Here is an 18,940-nt window from a genome sequence, read left to right on the forward strand (position 1 = left end):
TGGTTTGGACTGCCTTTAATGAGTCGCAAACGGTTTGACTTCACTTAGCCCTCCTTTGATAAAAAGTGAGGGCGTTTCATTAAAATGAGATCAAGTGTTAATGCTATGTCATATAAGGAATACTGATGATAAGGAATAATAATGAACTCTAAATCGATGAAATCTAATGCGTTTTTAAAAGTTGATGGATTAGACAACCATATTTATGTGTTGGGGATAAATAGGCCTGAGCGAAAAAACGCTCTAAACACTGAGCTTGTCGTTCACATAGCCGACACCATTGAGGACCTAGTTGCCAATAAGTCTGCTAACGTTATTATTATCCATGGTCTGCAAGGCAATTTTGCAGCGGGTGCAGATATCGATGAGATAGCGACCTTGAGCCCAAAACAGGCGTTATTAGATGCTCGTGTCGCGGCGTGGCAACGAATAAGACAGTGTCCAATTCCTTTAATAGCTGCAGTTGAGGGCTATTGTCTAGGTGGCGGTATGGAGCTATTACTGTCTTGTGATTTTGCGGTAGCACATCATGAAGCAAAGTTTGGTTTGCCAGAAGTTAAGTTAGGCATTATGCCGGGTGCTGGCGGGACTCAGATTTTACCCCGATTGATCGGTAAAAATAGAGCTGCAAGAATGGTGTATACCGGTGAAATCATGTCAGCGACCACAATGTGTGATTGGGGTGTCGTTACGGAACTTTGTACTGAGCTTTGTACTGAGCAAGGTGAGGACAATGTCCTAGGGTTGGCTACTAAAATCGCCCATAAAATTGCAAGAAACGCTCCATTTGCAATTAGTCAGGCTAAACGTTCTCTAAATAATTCGGTTGAAATGGGCTTAGAGTCTGCGATGAATTTTGAGCGTCAGGCATTTTCTTTGCTAGCGTCCACTGAAGATAAAGCTGAAGGGATATTGGCGTTCAAAGAAAAAAGACAGGCTATTTTTACTGACAAATAAAATAACTAATCTACATTTTAATCCTAACAGACCTTTATAAGGCTTTATATAATGACTAGAAATTGAATGTATTATTAGCGTTTATTTTAGTCACAGAAGGATAATTAAAATAAACAATTTATTGACAATACAGTAAGATGGGTATTTAATTTAAATATACTTTCTACTTCAATCGTATTCGACAAGGGAACTGTCATGACTCAAAAGACGCTTCAATCTACTATTAAGCTTGCTATTGCTTCAAGCATTGTCACAACTATTGCCGCTCACGCATCAGGCCTAGAATACACCAAACAATCCATTCTACCCTTGTTTGAAGAGGGCAATTATGCTGAGCTCTCTTATGCCTATGTCGATCCTAAAATTGAAGGGACGGATGTCGCAGGCGGTATTGAAAATCCAAAGCAAAATCAGAAAATTGACGATATGATGGATGATTTTAATATTTTTGGTGCGGCAGTTAAGGTTGCTCCTACTGAAAATACCGCTTTAGCGTTGATATATGATGAGCCCTTTGGTGTCGATACGATATATCAATCTGGTAGTGAATTTAGTAACGATATGGGAACAACTGAGGCAAGAGTAGATACGCAAAGCTTGACTCTATTGGGGGGCGGTAAACTTAGTAGTAACTTCTGGCTGTATGGGGGACTTGAGTATCAAGAAGCAGAGGGTTCAGTACAGCTCGCTCAGAATTTTGAAGGAGATCCTATTTATTATGATCTTAATATTAAAAATAAAAGCGATACGCTAATACCAGTGGTGGGCGTTGCCTATGAAATACCTGAAATTATGTTAAGAGCGTCTTTGACATGGCGAGGGGAGGGCGAGCATGATTTAGAGGCGCAAGAGAGTTTGCTGGTCAATAACACGCTTTTAAATAGTGTTTTAAATACTACTGGTCCAACTGACTATAACAATATTCCTGATGGTATTAAAAACGCGATTGGTTTACCACAGGTAGGATTTGGAGACACAAGTCTAAAATTCAAAACCCCACAATCAGTAAACCTTGATTTCCAAACTGGCTTAAGTGAAAAGTATCAACTACTCGGTATGTTAAATGCTCGTTGGGTTGAGTGGACAACATTTGAGATTGCCCCTGAAGCAATTACCTCTGTAGTGGGTGAGCCTTTAGCTGAATATGGAAAAGATGCCTATAGCGTCGAGTTGGCTTTAGGTAAGCAGTTTACGCCAAAGTTTGCTGGTGAAATTAGAGCAGGATATGACTCGGGTACTGCTGAGCCATTAAGCTTGTTAGGACCTTATGATTCAATCAAGACGCTAGCGCTTGGTGGTAGCTACGATATGACCGATAACTTTAGTGTCTCTGCTGGTGCACAATATATGTGGCTTGAAGGGGGTACAGCTTACTCCAAATTACCGGTTGACCAGAGCCTTTCAGATAGAACCTTAGCTAAGTTTGATGATGGGACAGGATATGCGGTGGGTATGAAGCTAGGCTACCGTTTCTAGTTATCAGTTATCAGTTATCAGTTATCAGTTAGCGTTATCGTTTTTATCTATGTTTTCATGCTTAGGTCCAAATAATATCTAGTATAAACTTGCTAATTTAAGTCCGCTTTTAGCTAAAACAGCCCCTTATTATTAAGGGGCTGTTTTTTTATAAATATCTACCTCATTCTCAACTCTTAATGTAGGCTGTGGCTTTAGCCCAGCATTATTCATTAAAGGTCTTGATTTGCTGGGATGAAGCACCAGCCTACAGTGAATTTTAATAAGTTGAGTACGGGGTAAATATCTAATAGCTGATGTATAAGTTGACATCATCTAAGTCAAGTGCAGTCGTTGTAAATAGTAGGTTTAGTGAGCCTGATAAGGATATGTAATTTCATAGAAAAGGTGGCATCTTTAAAAAGGATATAATTTATAGTGTAGACATACCAAGCCATATTGAATAACCGATAAAGGTTAAAATCAGTACTAAGCCACTACCACGATTCATTTTTCCTTGACGGTTATAAGCAACCACGGCGAGTACAAATAATAACAGCGTCACACCACCGACCATCACCATATCACGTGATAAAACGTCTGACTCAATCTGTTGCATGGGGCTTATTATGGCAGCGATACCGACCACGCCCAATGTGTTGAATAAATTGGACCCAATAACATTGCCCAATGCCATATCATGCTCGCCACGCCTTGCAGCGGTGACGCTAGCGACCAACTCAGGCAGCGAGGTACCAATAGCAACAATGGTTAAGCCAATAATCAGCTCACTTATTCCCCACAAGGTCGCCAATTGAACCGCGCCCCAAACTATGGACTGAGAGCTGGCAATCAACAGTATTAAACCCACTATTAAAGTAATAAATGCCTTACTGGTATTGATTTGAGACTCAGGTTTAATCTCTTCGCTAATATTATTACGAAGGGTTAAATATATCTGAAGACCTATAACGACAAAAAGTGCCGCAATTAATACCACGCCATCATTAAAAGACAGCGCCCCATCCGCTAACTGCCAAGCGGCTAAAGCAGTCACCCCTATGAGTAGCATCAAATCGTGACGCAATACATTTTTACGAATTAACAGCGGGCTAATCAGTGCCGTTGTGCCTAATACTAAAGTAATATTTAAAATATTGGAGCCATAGGCATTTCCTAGAGCAATACCGGGACTACCAGATAAGGCTGCTAATGCAGAGACTACCATTTCTGGCGCTGAGGTACCGATGCCTAATATCACCACACCAATTAAGAAGCTGGGAACATTAAAACGTACGGCTAGATTCGTGGCACCATCGATAAAAGTGTCTGCACTCCAAACCAAAACGATAAGGCCAATAATGACAGCAAGGACAGCAAGCCCCATCTAAACTCTCCAAAATAAACAGTAATTATATGAATGTATTGATTAACATGATAAATAGTTAAGGTATTTATCTCGAGGGGTGGGTACTGCTAAGATAATAATAGGATAAATAACGGATGAGAGATCGTTAGTAGTGATTTTTCTATTATGATAACCCCTGATTTAATTGCCTCTAAGTGTATTATCTAGATAATTTATAACTGAAAGCTATGACTCAAAATCATAACTCAAAAAAAAGCTAAGCGTGGATAGGGCTTAGCTTTTTTTAAATTTATTGATAAATTGTACTGGTAAAGAATATTGGTCAAATATAGATAAATAGGATCAGGCTACATTTGTCTTAAACTGAATTACGCAACGTATTAGTCACTTAAATTTAACTGAACATGGCCTTTACCACAAAAGGACTTTACCGTTACGAAAATTAGGAAACTTGCACAGGGATGGTATTGGCAGTGTCTTTGACTGTATTGTCTTCATTGCAATACACTAACTTGGGCTTATGAGTATCCGCTTCTGCTTCATCCATTTGGGCATAAGCACAGATAATAACAATATCCCCTAAATCTGCCATATGAGCTGCCGCACCATTTAATGAAATGATGCCTGAGCCGGCTTCTGCACGAATCACATAGGTGCGAAAGCGCTTACCGTTAGTCACATTATAGATATCAATAGATTCGTTTTCACGAAAGCCCGCTAGATCTAGTAAATCACTATCAATCCCACAAGAGCCTTCATAGTGTAAGTCAGCATGGGTGACACGGGCACGATGGATTTTGCCTTTTAATAAGGTCAATAACATGATGAGTTACCTGTAAATAGTAAGTTGTGAGACATTTTAGTGCCCTATAATAAGAATACAACATAAGAATTGTAAAAAATTTCATATTATCATTCATAGCGGATTAAAAAAAGATAAAAAAATGATTGGATTAGTTAAATAATGACTAAAAAAAGAGTGGGGTTAGATAATAAACACCTGAAAAAGGGATAACTGATGTTATCCCTTTTTTTATAAATTGTTTACTGAGTCTGCTACCAGACCCCGTTATTGAAAGTTGCCGTCATTCAAAAATCTGATCATTTAACAATCTGATCATTCAAAAATCTGATCATTTAACAATCTGATCATTTAAAAATCTGATCATTTAAAAATCTGATCATTTACAAAAAATGAAGGCCTTTATATAGCAGCGGCACGTGCTTGTTCTAACCAACTATCGTAAGTGTCTTGATTGGCTTTAATCCAGTTTAGAGCGTGCTGTTTGATTTGTTCTTGAGAGTCCTCACCGTTGGCAATCAGCATATTTTCTTCACTAACCGCATTTAGAGGAAGCTTGGCCACTTCAAAAAGTTTTGCTGCTGCTGGATTTGCATCAGCAAACGCTTTGTTAGCGACCACGCGCTCACTATTGACTGCAAAGCCATAGTTTTTGCCGTTTGGTGCGGTTGTGTCATCCGAATTAGGGTTTGCTGTAAAAGGTACTTCTAACCACACAACATCTTCACCAGGTACCAGTTTTCCTGACACCCAATAAGGGGTCCAAGTGTAATAAAAGACGGGTTGTCCTTCATTATAGCGAGCGATAGTATCAGAAATAATAGCTGCATATTGCCCTTGGTTATGAGTCACGGTATCACGAAGTTTATAAGCGTCTAACTGATGCTCAATAACCGCTTCACAACCCCAACCAGCCTGACAGCCTGTCAAATCTGCAGTACCATCGCCATCGGTATCAAATAGTTTGGCAATTTCGGGCTTAGCAAAATCAGAAAGGTTGGTGATACCATGTGCCTCAGCGGTCTTTTTATCGATTAAATAGCCCTGTGCGGCACCTTCGATGTAATGTCCAGCACGATAAAACTTGTCATCACCCCCCGCATTTTCATACATATCATTATGAAGCGGATACCAATTAACTGTCATATAGTCGACATCACCCGAGGCAATAGCCGTATATCCTGCACTATAATCTACCTCTTTAATAGGCTCAACGTCATATCCTAAGTCCCGCATGGCTTGATTTAAGACCATCGTTTGAAATGTCTCTTCAGCAATGGGGCTTTGGAATGCTTGAGCACTAATGCCTTCACCGGGCTTGGTATTTTCTACAGAGTCTGTTGTTGCCGATTCGCCGGTTGTCTCACTTTGGTTTTCTGTTGGTTGGGCGTCGTTGTTGTCTGCATCAGGTTGAGTACAGGCCACCAGTGATATACCAGTGATGCCTATGGTGAGAGATAATAGAGTCCGTTTAAATAATGTCATAATATTATTCCTTAATAATGAGTGTTGAAGAGATTGCTTATAAAGCTAACTAAGTTCTTAAATACCGTTATTTAACGATACTTTTTTTAAAACATTTGATGAATAACAACAAAATATCAATGCGCTTATCAATACGCTAATTAACATCATGACTTATTGACTAAGCCATAAATTAGTCCAACTGGACCCGTTTGATACCATTTTTGATGTTCTTTATTACGGTTGTTTTGACCTAATGACTGGGTCATACGATCAAGTATAATCGCTAAAATCACGATGCCTAATCCGCCCACCGTCGCTAAGCCAATATCTAATCTACCAATGCCGCGCAGTACCATGAGTCCTAACCCTGCGACTGAAATCATTGAAGCAATAACCACCATAGATAAGCTAAGCATCAAGGTTTGGTTAACGCCTGCCATGATGGTAGGCATCGCTAAAGGAAGCTGAACTTTGTACAACATCTGTTTGCTATCTGCACCAAATGAATGCGCAGCTTCAATTAAGTCTGCGGGTACTTGGCGAATACCGAGGTTTGTCAGACGAATAACGGGAGGCACGGCAAAAATAATAGTGACAACCACGCCAGGCACGTTACCTATACCAAATAGCATAACGATGGGGACTAAGTAGACAAATGCAGGCGTGGTCTGCATCGCGTCTAAAGTCGGACGCATAAATTTTGCAACCGTCTCGTTTCGCGCCATCATAATGCCTGACGGGATACCGATCAGCATGCAAAATAGTACAGCCGTTAGCACTAAGGATAAGGTGGTAATAGACTCTTCCCATATACCTATCATACCTAGTATTAGCATGCCGATGAGTGTTCCCAGTGCCATACGTTTGCCAGCCATTTGCCAAGCTATCAAACTAAATATGACGATAAACAACAGCGCCGGGATACTTGATAAGCCCGCTTCTATCGCATTTAAGGTCCAATCGATAGGGGTCTTTATCGCAATAAAGAAAGGACGAAATTGGGTGACTATCCAGCCAATAGCGCTATCTACCCAAGTATCCAAAGGGATCCACGTTTGTGCAAAAGGATCTAACCACGAGAAGTCTGGCTGTACCATGTCTCCAGCGGATAGGCTGCTGGTCGTATCCGCTGAACTTAAGCCACTTTCACTACCAGTCGCAGCGTCACTCGATGCAGGGCTTGGATTGTCCCAAGCACTTGCTGTACTGGCAGCGGCGTCACTCTCATTGCTATCCGTCGCTAAAGAGGGTTGTTCGTTAGTTGAAGTTGCCCAAGGGTTGGTGTCTGTCATAAGTTTTCAAATTTTTTATAAGGTGAGTTAGTGCTAAGGGGCGCTTAGAATTTATAGAGTCATTAGGGTCTGTTGAACATTCAAATATTAGGACTGCTGATAGCTAAAATTGTTCCAAACTAGGCGTAAACCGACGATAATGTCTAGACCTTAGCTAGGTTTATAACAACGTTTGGGGCAATTTTAGTATCAGCCCTGCGGGGCGACGCTATTTTTTGTCAATATATTGCGAAATTTTCTAACTTAGAATGACTAAGCGTCAAAAATTTCCCTGCATATTGCCTAAAAAATAGCCTCCGCCAGTTCCTCATTTGAATGTTCAGCAGACCCTTAACAGACAAAACTAAACGTTACCGTTAATCTCTGCTAAGGGTTTCTAGTAAATTCACATAGCTAACACTACCAATGTATTTCCCAGCCTCATCGACAATAGGTAGTGGACAGGGTGAACGCGCGATATCCGTATATATATCGCCAATATTGGTATCAGCAGGGACGGCTTTAATGTCATTTAAAATGGCATTACGGAGCGTTAAGGCGTCACTATTGTCTTTTTGTTTTTTAAGGACATCTTCGAGTGTTCGTGAGGATACGACCCCTAAAAACTCTTTTTGTGAGGATAAAACATACCCATACTCTCGGTCATTTTCACTCATACGCTTTAAAGCGGAGCGAATACCTTGAGTAGGTGAGGTATCGTTTTTCATAATGAAGGTTAACTGATTTTTATGCGCAATATCTTTGACTGTAAATACTTGACTGACATCCACTTCTTTAAAAAATGAACTGACATAATCATTTGCAGGATTGCTCAATATTTCGTCAGGTGAGCCAACTTGGACTACAATGCCATCTTGCATAATGGCAATTCGATCACCAATGCGCATCGCCTCATCAAGATCATGAGAGATAAAAACTATAGTACGTCTATCGTTTTGTTGCAGCTTTAATAGCTCATCCTGCATCTCGGCTCGTATTAAAGGGTCAAGTGCTGAGAAGGCCTCATCCATCAACAGAATATCAGGATCATTTGCTAATGCGCGAGCAAGCCCCACACGTTGCTGCATACCTCCAGAAAGCTCATCGGGGTAGCTTTCTGAATTGGCTTCAAGTCCAACCTGCTGCAACGCAATCAAAGCTCGATTGTTACGTTCCTCTTCAGGCATACCTGCCAACTCAAGACCAAAGGCGGCATTTTGTATGGTATTTAAATGCGGCATCAAAGCGAATGACTGAAAGACCATACTAAGTTTTTCACGACGGGTCTGACGCAGGGTTTTTTCGTCCATTTGTACCACGTCTTCGCCATCAATATAGACATGGCCTGTTGTGGGCTCAATCAGACGATTTAATAAGCGAATAAGGGTGGATTTGCCGGAGCCAGATAACCCCATTACCACAAAAATCTCACCTTCATAAATTGAAAGACTGACATCTTTGACGGCAATAGTGTTGCCAGTTTTAGCGAAAATCTCATCTTTACTGAGATTTTGTGTGACAAGCTCTAACGCTTTTTTTGGATGATCGCCAAAAATTTTATATAAATTTTTGACTTCAAGCTTTGGTTGTTTGACATCAAGCGTTGATTGAGAGGTATTGGTTTGCGTAGGGGGACAATTAGCTTTGATAACTGTCGTCTCAGCTTGCGTCATTGTATTACTAGAATTGGGATGTTGAGCAGTTCCATTCCTTGGGCTTTCTATTGGCATAACTTAACCGTAAATAAGATAATGGTCTATCACTGTAACATAATGTTAAGGAGATACCAAATTGAAAACTGACGGTATCTCTATATTTTATCTTTAAAATGGTTTAGAGAATATTGACAATTTACCATTAACAGTAATGCGAATATGTCTTAAAAAGATGACTATAGGATAATGTGAGTTCGCAGCAGGTCATGAAGCGCAGAGGATGAGGAAGCACAGAGGATCAGGAGGGAGAGAGTAGACAATCAGAAGAGGCGTAAACTTTGAAGCTAGAATACATTCAAAGATACGATAAGCTTGCGAGGTTAAATAGCGCTCAAACGAATGGACTATTGGGGAAGCTTAAAACCATTAATATGGTTGCGAGCCTTTTCGATATCACCGGAGACCATTATCTCCAATGATGAAATGGCCGCATCAATGGTCGCTTCAATGGCTATTTGCTCATCTTGCGAAGGTTTTGATAACACATGTCCGCTGACTTGTGACTTATGGCCAGGATGTCCAATACCGATACGTAAACGGTGAAAGTTATTACCCAAGTGAGGCGTGATATCACGTAGACCATTATGACCACCATGACCGCCGCCTGTTTTTAACTTAATGCAACCCGCCGGTATATCAAGTTCATCATGAGCAATAAGCATCTCATCAGGTTTGATACCATAATAGTTTACCATCGGCACTACAGATTGGCCCGACTTATTCATAAAGGTCGTAGGTAATAGAAGACGAACATCAGTATCATAGATACGTCCACGGCCTGTTAATCCGTGAAACTTTTTGTCGGCAACAAAGTCAATATTAAACTTATCAGCAATCTGGGCCACAAACCAAAAGCCAGCATTATGTCTGGTTTCGACATACTGCTGACCTGGGTTGCCAAGCCCAACAATGAGCTTAAGTTGGGACATAGCGTTCTCTCTATGTATACAGCTGTAAAAAGGAGTTTCACGGTTAAGTCCAACAACTTATTGAGCTTATTTTATTAAACCTAACTTATTGAGCTCAACCGTGGGTGGCAAGTAATAAAACTACTCGTCGCCTTCGCCTTGTCCAGTATCGCCTTCGTCACCTTGTTCAGTAGCAGGGACATCAGCAGCATCAACATCGTCTTCAGTCTCTTCATCGACTTCTTCAACCGTTGGTGGCTGCATGTTAACGATAGTACGGTCAGTGCCATCTTCGAGCTCAAGCTCATGGATAACAACACCTTCTGGCAATTTGATATCAGAAAGATGTAGAGAATCGCCGATTTCCATACCTGATACGTCAACATCTATGTATTCAGGAAGATTCATTGGTAAACAGATGATTTCAATATCTGAAACAAGGGTAGATAGAACACCACCAGATTTGGTACCTGGGGCTTCTTCACGACCTGTGAAGTGAACAGGTACATTCATATGGATCTTCTGACCTTTAACAATACGCTGGAAGTCAGCATGCATTGCAAAGCCTTTGGCTGGGTGACGTTGAAGATCTTTAATAACGGCTAAGTGCTCTTCGCCTTCAAGATTGATAGTCAAAATATTTGAGAAGAAAGCTTCGTTTTCAAGAAGTTTCCATAGCTCATTTTTTTTGATAGCGATCGCAGTAGGCTCCTCACCACCACCATAGATAATGGCAGGTACTAAGTTTTGCTTACGCAGGCGGCGGCTCGCACCTTTGCCCTGCTGATCTTCGGTACGGGTAATACCGTTTACCGTATATAGTACATTACTCATAAGAGTATCCTTTATTAAATAATTTGGTTTTGTGATGCGTTCTAGCGGCGTTTGCGACCAACGCAGCCAAACATACATCGAAAGTCCATACCTATTATCCTGTCCTAACCATAAGCCAGTTTATAAACGGTTATCGATCAGATTAAACTGTCAACAATGCTATCAGCCGTCAATGTAACGCCTTATAGGCTGTATGACCGCATATATTTATATAACAAGATCGTTTTTGTAATAGGGGATATATAGATACAGAGGGCGTATTATACGGATTAATAACCAATAAATCCAGTACAAAAAAACCGCCATCGGAGGGATGGCGGTTATAATGTAGACATTTGGATAATTCTAATACAAACGTTAACGTATTTATTAGTCAACAGACTCAAACATTGCACTAATAGATTCTTCGTTGTTAATACGACGTAAACTTTCAGCCAATAAAGGCGCTATAGTAACTTGACGTATCTTGGTACAAGCTTTGGCTTCATCACTGAGTGGAATCGTGTCAGTAACAACTAGCTCATCAAGCACAGAATTACTGATATTCTCAATAGCGTTACCTGATAATACAGGATGGGTAATATAGCCTAACACATTGCGAGCGCCATTATCTTTAAGGGCTTGAGCAGCTTTGCATAGTGTACCAGCCGTATCAACCATGTCATCGACAATGACACAATCGCGGTCGTGGACATCACCGATAATGTGCATGACTTGTGATTCATTAGCACGTGCACGACGTTTGTCAATAATGGCAAGCTCGGTATCACCAAGCTCTTTTGCCATGGCACGGGCACGAACCACACCACCGACGTCAGGTGACACCACCATAAGATCTTCGTAGCCTTGCTTTTGCAGGTCTTTTAGCAAAACAGGAGTACCGTAGATATTGTCTACTGGAATGTCAAAGAACCCCTGAATTTGGTCAGAATGTAGGTCAACTGTCATGACCCGATCTATGCTAACAATATTGAGCATATCAGCAACTACCTTGGCTGAAATAGGCACACGAGCGGAGCGAGGGCGACGGTCTTGACGCGCATAACCAAAGTAGGGCATCACAGCCGTAATACGACCCGCACTAGAACGACGCAGTGCATCAGCCATAACCATGATTTCCATCAGGTTATCGTTAGTTGGGGCACAGGTAGGTTGTAGGATGAAGACGTCTTTACCACGTACGTGCTCTTTGATCTCAACGGCGATTTCGCCATCAGAGAAGCGCGTAACATCAGCACGTCCTAGAGGAATATGTAAATGATTAGCAACTGTTTTTGCCAGCTCAGGGTGGGCATTACCCGTAAAAATCGCCAGATATGGCATGGTTCAAGTCCTATTTATTTGACTTAAAAGAGGAGCAGTAGACACTGCACAAATAAAGGAAATATTGAACGTTAGAAAATGGCAGGGGTAGCTGGACTCGAACCAACGGATGTCAGGATCAAAACCTGATGCCTTACCAACTTGGCTATACCCCTGTAACAGACAAACTGTATCAAGATGTCTAATACCGTTAACTTAGCATATCACTTGATAACTTACTATTAAAATATTAATAATTTGAGCGTTAACATTGTAATAGTATTTTGTGTTGTTTTCTTGGTTTCGTTCGAGGCGAACTATACCGAAAACTGACTAGATATGTCAATAAACTCAGCGGTTTAATTTAAATAATAGCAGCTTAAATAAGCGCTGAGTCTATGACGAATATGGCAGGGGTAGCTGGACTCGAACCAACGGATGTCAGGATCAAAACCTGATGCCTTACCAACTTGGCTATACCCCTTTATGGGCGAGTTATTATACACAAGAAAAAGCTGATTGCAACTGTTTTTTATTGATAGCCAAACACACTGTTTCATATACAGAATGTGTAGCATGCGGTATAGCAAGGCGAAACTCTCGGCTTAAGCGTTGGTTATATATCATAAAAGTACCCCAATCAGTAGCGACTGACGTGGTCATAAAGAGCGGTTTAGCCCCGATTGTAGCGGATATCCTGCCGGGCTAGGTGGGTTGCTGTGGTAAGCTGAGCGGTGTCAACGCGAAGCAAGGGACACCACTTAGCTTAACCACTGCCACACCTAGCGGGGCAGATAGTAGCGAAAGCGGGATTGGCTCCTATTAACCTTCTAATAACCTTCTATTAACTAAGCTAAGCTTGAGGAGATTTTAGTATTGGCTTGGATTGGGTCAATATGGCAGGGCAAGGGGGAGATTCTATATGCGTGATATGGTGTTGTATAAGCTCAATATGCTGCGGTGCTATCGGTAGAAAAACACTACTACCAGTCCCTGTCATACGCGCGGTTGTATTTGTTATCTTTTGTAACCCCGTTAAATAGGTTAAGGCTTGAGCAACTTCAGGAACAACTTGAGTCACCACTGGTTCAAACACATTCGTAAAAGGCGGTAGTAAAGTATCAAGGTAATAATCTTTGTCCTGCATAATTTGGCTCAAACTTAGTGCCTGAGTATCACGCTTTAAATCAGAGTGCTGGAATAACGCTTGGGTGGCAGCGTGCGCATTAGGCGTCAGTAGTAAGTAATGTTGGTGAGGCAGCTCAATAGGGGTCAACTGCTCTCCGATACCTTCTGCAATCGCATCTTGGCCTAGGATAAATATAGGCACATCGGCACCGACTGTTGCGCCTATAGCGATCAATATTTGTGGGTCAAGGTCAACCCCCCAAAGTTGGTTTAGAGCAAGCAGTGTGGTTGCGGCATTCGAGGAACCACCACCGAGACCGGCACCGGTCGGCAATACCTTGTTTAGAGCAATATCAATGATGGGTAGACGCTCAGGTAGGCTACTACCTATTGAGCCACTTCTATGATCTATCGCTTTGAGCAGGGCAATAGCAGCTTTGGTAATCAGGTTGTCTGCTAGAGTGTCTGTGACAGATATAGTGCTATTTAAGGTGATGGGTAGCGCCAAATCATGAGAGCTATCAGAGTCATCAGTGTCATCAAAGCACTGAATCTCTGAGCGGGTTGCTAAATGCTCTATTAGCAGATGGGGATTGAAGGTATGGGTGCTGGGGCGGAAGTCTAAGGTGTCGCCCCAGTCTAAGAGCCGAAAAACGGTTTGCAAATTATGATAGCCATCCTCACGCTTCCCTGTAATATGCAAAAATAGGTTAATTTTGGCAGGGGAGAATAGGGTGAGGGCAGAGGTCACGGTCATAGTGGCTATCGTATCCAATAAGCAGTTAAGTATGAAACAGTTTGGTTAAGAATTTTGACTATGATTGATGGTCATAATGACGCGGTGTCCATCATCACGAACCACTTTAATCTTACTTGGGGTTTGGCTTTGCGCAGAGTCATCTTTATAGCTAAAGGTTGCTATCCAGCCGGCATTTTCACTCGATATAAGGCGTCCTTGTGCATCCAGTTGACTGTTATCATCCGATGGAGCAGGACGACCAGAGATCCAGTAACGTAGCTGAGAGATGGGCGCTTGCCAGCCTGTTGCCTGTTGTAATAGCTCTTCTGGTGAGTTTGCGCTAAGCTCACCGACACTCTGATTGACCAAGGTGGCGGTAGCGCCATTATATTCAATGACCGTATGACCAATACCCATGGCACCGGTGAGGTCTATGGCAAAGCGGTCGTCTTCTTGTGCCCAGACGTAAAAAGCACTGCCTGATTGGGCGTTGCTGGTCTCAGTCTGAGGCGTGGTAATGCCAATTTTTCCGCGTATATTAAAGCTTTTTAGAAGCTCTGGATACTGAGGTTGACCGTTTGTCACCACACCCGATGTCGGTGATGGTCTAACTTGCGGCGTGGTTTGGCAGGCTGTCATGGCAAGCGTACACCCCCCCACAAGTAAACTAAGTAGTACATTCTTCATTTGGGTAGGGTGTGATACGACAACTTTAGAGGTTGATTCAATCATAAATGTCCTTAGTTTATATCTTTATTTCAGTAAGTATAGTTATATGTTTTTAAGCAGTTTTAGTCATAGTAAATAGTAATCAGTCATTGTCATTGGTCTAGTAAGACTGAAGTCGACTACTGATATCATATTCATTAACAGAAAACCGATTTTGGATGTCATCAAACAGACGAACTACCTTGTCGTCTTGATTTAATCCTTGATAGGCGCGCAATAAAAGAATGCCACTATCCAAAGTGGGGGATATGTCATAAGGACCTGAAAGGTAATTAATGACATCCTGATAACGCTCTTCAGACAACGCATCAGCGGCCAGTATATTCAGCGCTGATAAATAGTTGTGTTGACTAAATAAAGGCGAATCAAAAGGAATGTCTAAAATGGAATTAGCCAGCGAGAGTGCTTGATCAATATCTTTGCTATGGGTCGATTCAAACAATAAAAGCGCAAGCGCCAGAGTATAGTCAGGGTTTTCCGGATTAATTAAAACCAAGCGATCAAGAAGCTGCCTTTTTAAAACCGTATCTTCTTGGTTGTCTAACAGCTGCGCCCGTGCAAATAACAGTTTGGTATCATCGGGAAAGCGGCGGTTGGCTTCTGACAGGATGTAGCGCGCTTCCACCATCTTATTTTGTTGTCGTAGTATATCGGCTTGCATAATAGCGCTTTCTGGGGCATAGACCTCAAACTGCTCACTAAATTTAGCCAACGTTGCCAAAGCATCATCGGGTTTATTTTGTAGTAGCTGTATAGACACTAACTTTTGACGGGCTTTTAAAACCAAGCTTTCTTGCATTACCTTTGATAAAAAACGCTCAGCTCTATCATAATTATGCTGGCGTTCTGCACTAATACCTAAGTAGTAATAGGCTTGGTCGATGTAAGCTGGCGAAGATGCCAATCCTGATAACAGCTCATCCGCCGTCGTATAGGCCTCTATATCTATACTGACTAAGGCAGCAAGCAAGGTAACCTCTTCATCATGAAACAGGTCATGAGCTTCTAATAACAACTGCCACGCTTCCTGAGTTTGTCCAAGCTCTAAGCGTAAACGTATTTCATATAAGTATAAGGCTTTACTGTTCTTTAATCTTTTGCGCTCACCACTGATATATTTTAGGACCTCCCTATCGGGCTTAAGCTGCTTTAATATATCACTCTTAAGCACAATAAAGGCCGCTTTATCAGGCTGTTTTCTAAGCGCTCTATTGACACTGACTAAGCCGATATCTGGCTGACCTAATTGGGACATCAGCCCCGCTTGCATGACCAACAAAGAGGGGTTGTTATGTTTGGGTAATGCCAATAACGTCTCTAATAATAACCGTTGGTCTTGCTGAGTGGTGGGATAAATACCGATTAAGATTTCACTTAAATCGGCTTGGGGGTCATAATCCAAAATTTGAGTTAAAGCATTACCCGCTAGGTCATATTCATTTGCTTTAAGGGCTAAATGAGCGACATAGAACAACGCGGGAATATGTTCAGGATTCTGTTGCTGCCAAGTAACGGCAAAATTTAATGACTCAACAGGGGTCTCATACAGTAATGACAGCTCTAAGGCGCGTTCAAAGACACTGGTCGACTCTTGTTTAAAGGACTCTTGCTTATACAGCTTAAGCGCCTGAGCAATATCACCTCGGTCAATTAAAAACTCTGCCTGCATGACATTTAATAAGCTTGGGCGGTCCTCGGTCAGTGATAATCGACCATTGCCAATCTCGACAGGATGACCCTTTATGGAGGGGTCCAGACTTCCTTGCTCTGACATTGACGCATCAGGAGTTGCCTGATCATCTGCATCCTCCGCTTCTGTTGAATTAGTCTCCGTTTTAGTATCAGTATCACCCAAAAAAGGAGAGATGACTCGGCGTATTGGGTCTAATATTGCGGCATGACTGGTAATAGAGTGCGTCGCGACACTGGCGATACTGATGATAAAAAACAGGCGTAAAATCCGTTGACGGTTTGCGCTCAACGTTTTTTTTGCAGGCTTTCGCTGAAGAGATTTTTTTTGAAAGCTATTATTCAAAAGATTTATGGCGCTTTTTCTATTGAATCCCTTGCGAGTAGAAGGTTTATTTGATTTTAGTAGAAGACGAAACGATTCTTTTAAAATGAGTTTTTGTTCTTCTAAATTGTCTTTTTGGGTAGTTCGGGCTATTGTCGCTTTTTGGGCTTTTCCAGTTTTTAGGCGTTTAGGCTTTCGCTGCACAAGCATAAGCCTTTGAGCAAAAGGCAAACGAGGCTCAATTTTTTTTGCTAATGCTTTAGGCTGATTAAGAGAACGCAAAAAAAGCATAAGTTTCCAATTACTATGATGATAAATTGATGATGAGTTTAAAATCGACTATCGCTTTTGAACTCAAATCAGTCAGTGATGTCTTGCTAAAAATTAACTCTTTACAGACCCTAGTATTTACAGTCAATATAATTTATTTAACGTCTATTTGACAGATGCTATTTTTTTCTGTCCCACAACCAGTCGGCTATCGTATGGATGGTGGTGGAGTTAGAAAAGCTCTTAGTAATGGTGTCGGTTGCGTCAGTGAACAATGACTTGGCATACTCAGTTGCTGCCTCAACACCCATTAATTTAACATAGGTGGATTTATTAAGTCCCTCATCACTGCCTGTCGGTTTGCCTAATGTGTCGGTGTTTGATACCACATCCAAGATATCATCTTGTACTTGGAAAGCAAGACCTATGCGACTGGCAAACTGAGATAAGGCCGCAAGCTGCATATCAGATGCGCCCGCGCATACCCCGCCCATTAACACCGCAGCTTCGATAAGGGCGCCTGTTTTATCCCTATGTATAGATTCAAGCTCAGTTTGAGATACTTGTTTATTTTCAGCATTTAAGTCTAGCATTTGACCTGCCACCATGCGTCTTGCTCTGGGTGCAAAAATCTTGCTGAGCTGGGTTGATTGTTCAACTGAAATAGGGGCAAAACCCTCAATATCTGCATTGATAATCTCAAATGCTAACGTTTGTAATACGTCACCAGCCAGTAAGGCAGTGGCTTCGCCAAACTTAATATGACAGGTTGGACGGCCGCGCCGCAACTCATCATCATCCATACTAGGTAGGTCATCATGAATGAGCGAATAGGTGTGCAAAAACTCGACCGCTAACATAGCTCGTCGGCAGTTATCATCAAACCATAATGGCTCAGAAGTTGTCTGGTCATCATCATGTTTAGAGTGATTATGATTATTTAAGCTTTGCAGTACCGTTTGATAAGCACTCACCACTAATAAAGGACGCACACGTTTGCCAGCACCCATCATGGCATAGGTACAAGCATCACTTAAAGGGGCTGGGAGGGTAGCAAAGTCTAATAGACGCTCTATATCGGTCTGCAATGTGCTCATGACTTGTTGGCTTAAAGCATCAAAGCTGGGCGGTATAGTGATGATAGTAGTCATAGAGATGCGGCTCAATATAGATAAGTATGAATGTAGATCGTCATGATATAAGGGTATTAGAAATGCTCAGTTATCCTTCAAATTATAAAGACATTCGCAGCTTAAAGGAATTAAATTTCATTACAGGCTTTTGTAGCGTATTGTAGGTAAAGTTATCAATAACTATAAGTATCAAATGTCAAGAATGCGCTTAGTTTACTCTACTATTTAGTTTACTCTACTATCACTAGGACTGTATTTAATGAATGGGTTATCAATTTGAAACCTTATGTAGTGCAATATATAGTGCAATAGTCTGACAGACTAGAGATCAGGCTTTCAATCATTTACTGGATAAAGCTTTAGACGTTTAAATTAGCACCCCGTTCTCAACTTATTAAAACTCATTGTAGGCTGGTGCTTTTAGCCGAGCAAATCAAAACCTTTAAGCAAAAATGCTGGGCTAAAGCCACAGCCTACGTTAAGAGTTGAGAATGGGGTAATAGCATAATTTTGTATGACCTAAGAGTCAGGTAATGTACTGTGACAGTAAGGGGTCAAATCCCCTACACTATCGGGCACTATGCGGCGTCGATTAGCTAACCTGCGTCATTTGTATGGGGTAATGCTTAAGCTGCTTAAAAGTAAGTACAGAGCTTTGATAGAAATAGGGCCTAAAGATAAGCATAGTCATGCAGGTAATAATACTGTAACTGGTATAAAAACTGAAATTGATACTTACAGAGTCAAAGCAGAGTAAAAGGTTTGAAGGTTATATAATACTGGCGTCACATGTTTGCTGTACTTTGTTTACTGTGCTTTGTTTAATAAATTTTTATAAATTTGAATG

At 41.4% G+C, this 18,940-nt stretch carries 15 protein-coding genes and 2 tRNA genes; 3 read left to right on the forward strand and 14 right to left on the reverse strand.

Going from position 1 to position 18,940, the window contains the following annotated elements; all coding sequences use genetic code 11:
- Positions 1-141: 141 nt before the first annotated feature.
- On the forward strand, positions 142-957 hold the full coding sequence (locus AC21OG_RS06575; protein WP_487378006.1) for an enoyl-CoA hydratase/isomerase family protein: 816 nt from the start codon (positions 142-144) through the stop codon (positions 955-957).
- Positions 958-1,152: 195 nt separating this feature from the next.
- Entirely contained in the window at positions 1,153-2,433 is a 1,281-nt protein-coding gene (locus AC21OG_RS06580) for an outer membrane protein transport protein (protein ID WP_487378005.1), read from the forward strand.
- Between the two features lie 412 nt (positions 2,434-2,845).
- Here the strand turns inward: AC21OG_RS06580 and AC21OG_RS06585 are convergent, their stop codons facing one another.
- The 14 genes from AC21OG_RS06585 to AC21OG_RS06650 all read right to left on the reverse strand — a co-directional run bounded on the left by AC21OG_RS06585 (position 2,846) and on the right by AC21OG_RS06650 (position 18,111).
- Entirely contained in the window at positions 2,846-3,799 is a 954-nt protein-coding gene (locus AC21OG_RS06585) for a calcium/sodium antiporter (RefSeq protein WP_487378004.1), read from the reverse strand.
- A gap of 424 nt (positions 3,800-4,223) precedes the next feature.
- Complete coding sequence (panD, locus tag AC21OG_RS06590; protein ID WP_486547605.1) at positions 4,224-4,604, reverse strand: aspartate 1-decarboxylase; 381 nt, start codon at positions 4,602-4,604, stop codon at positions 4,224-4,226.
- Positions 4,605-4,985: 381 nt separating this feature from the next.
- On the reverse strand, positions 4,986-6,068 hold the full coding sequence (gene proX, locus AC21OG_RS06595; RefSeq protein ID WP_487378003.1) for a glycine betaine/L-proline ABC transporter substrate-binding protein ProX: 1,083 nt from the start codon (positions 6,066-6,068) through the stop codon (positions 4,986-4,988).
- Positions 6,069-6,214: 146 nt separating this feature from the next.
- Complete coding sequence (gene proW, locus AC21OG_RS06600; protein WP_487378002.1) at positions 6,215-7,342, reverse strand: glycine betaine/L-proline ABC transporter permease ProW; 1,128 nt, start codon at positions 7,340-7,342, stop codon at positions 6,215-6,217.
- A gap of 356 nt (positions 7,343-7,698) precedes the next feature.
- Positions 7,699-8,877 (reverse strand): glycine betaine/L-proline ABC transporter ATP-binding protein ProV, encoded by a 1,179-nt coding sequence (gene proV, locus AC21OG_RS06605; RefSeq protein ID WP_491185076.1) that lies wholly within the window; start codon positions 8,875-8,877, stop codon positions 7,699-7,701.
- A gap of 503 nt (positions 8,878-9,380) precedes the next feature.
- Positions 9,381-9,965 carry an aminoacyl-tRNA hydrolase gene (pth, locus tag AC21OG_RS06610; RefSeq protein ID WP_487378000.1) on the reverse strand — a complete coding sequence of 195 codons (585 nt, stop codon included), beginning with the start codon at positions 9,963-9,965 and terminating at the stop codon, positions 9,381-9,383.
- A 120-nt stretch (positions 9,966-10,085) separates the two neighbouring features.
- Entirely contained in the window at positions 10,086-10,778 is a 693-nt protein-coding gene (locus AC21OG_RS06615) for a 50S ribosomal protein L25/general stress protein Ctc (protein ID WP_487377999.1), read from the reverse strand.
- Between the two features lie 369 nt (positions 10,779-11,147).
- A complete protein-coding gene (locus AC21OG_RS06620) occupies positions 11,148-12,101 on the reverse strand; it encodes a ribose-phosphate pyrophosphokinase (protein WP_486547599.1) in 954 nt (317 codons plus the stop codon).
- Positions 12,102-12,180: 79 nt separating this feature from the next.
- Positions 12,181-12,256 (reverse strand) — tRNA-Gln (locus AC21OG_RS06625).
- A 232-nt stretch (positions 12,257-12,488) separates the two neighbouring features.
- Positions 12,489-12,564 (reverse strand) — tRNA-Gln (locus AC21OG_RS06630).
- 369 nt (positions 12,565-12,933) lie between these two features.
- Positions 12,934-13,965, reverse strand: a complete 1,032-nt coding sequence (ispE, locus tag AC21OG_RS06635; RefSeq protein ID WP_487377998.1) for a 4-(cytidine 5'-diphospho)-2-C-methyl-D-erythritol kinase — start codon at positions 13,963-13,965, stop codon at positions 12,934-12,936.
- A gap of 45 nt (positions 13,966-14,010) precedes the next feature.
- Positions 14,011-14,679, reverse strand: coding sequence for a lipoprotein insertase outer membrane protein LolB (gene lolB / locus AC21OG_RS06640; protein WP_487377997.1), 669 nt, complete (start codon positions 14,677-14,679; stop codon positions 14,011-14,013).
- Positions 14,680-14,776: 97 nt separating this feature from the next.
- The gene (locus AC21OG_RS06645) at positions 14,777-16,981 is read right to left on the reverse strand and encodes a tetratricopeptide repeat protein (RefSeq protein ID WP_487377996.1); all 2,205 of its coding nucleotides are present in this window, start codon (positions 16,979-16,981) and stop codon (positions 14,777-14,779) included.
- A 158-nt stretch (positions 16,982-17,139) separates the two neighbouring features.
- Complete coding sequence (locus AC21OG_RS06650) at positions 17,140-18,111, reverse strand: polyprenyl synthetase family protein (RefSeq protein ID WP_487377995.1); 972 nt, start codon at positions 18,109-18,111, stop codon at positions 17,140-17,142.
- Between the two features lie 562 nt (positions 18,112-18,673).
- On the opposite strand from AC21OG_RS06650, the gene AC21OG_RS06655 reads away from it, so the two are divergent.
- Positions 18,674-18,850: a hypothetical protein gene (locus AC21OG_RS06655; RefSeq protein ID WP_491185027.1), complete on the forward strand. Its 177-nt coding sequence runs from the start codon at positions 18,674-18,676 to the stop codon at positions 18,848-18,850.
- Positions 18,851-18,940 lie beyond the last annotated feature (90 nt).

The organism is Psychrobacter sp. CX5, from assembly GCF_057621535.2.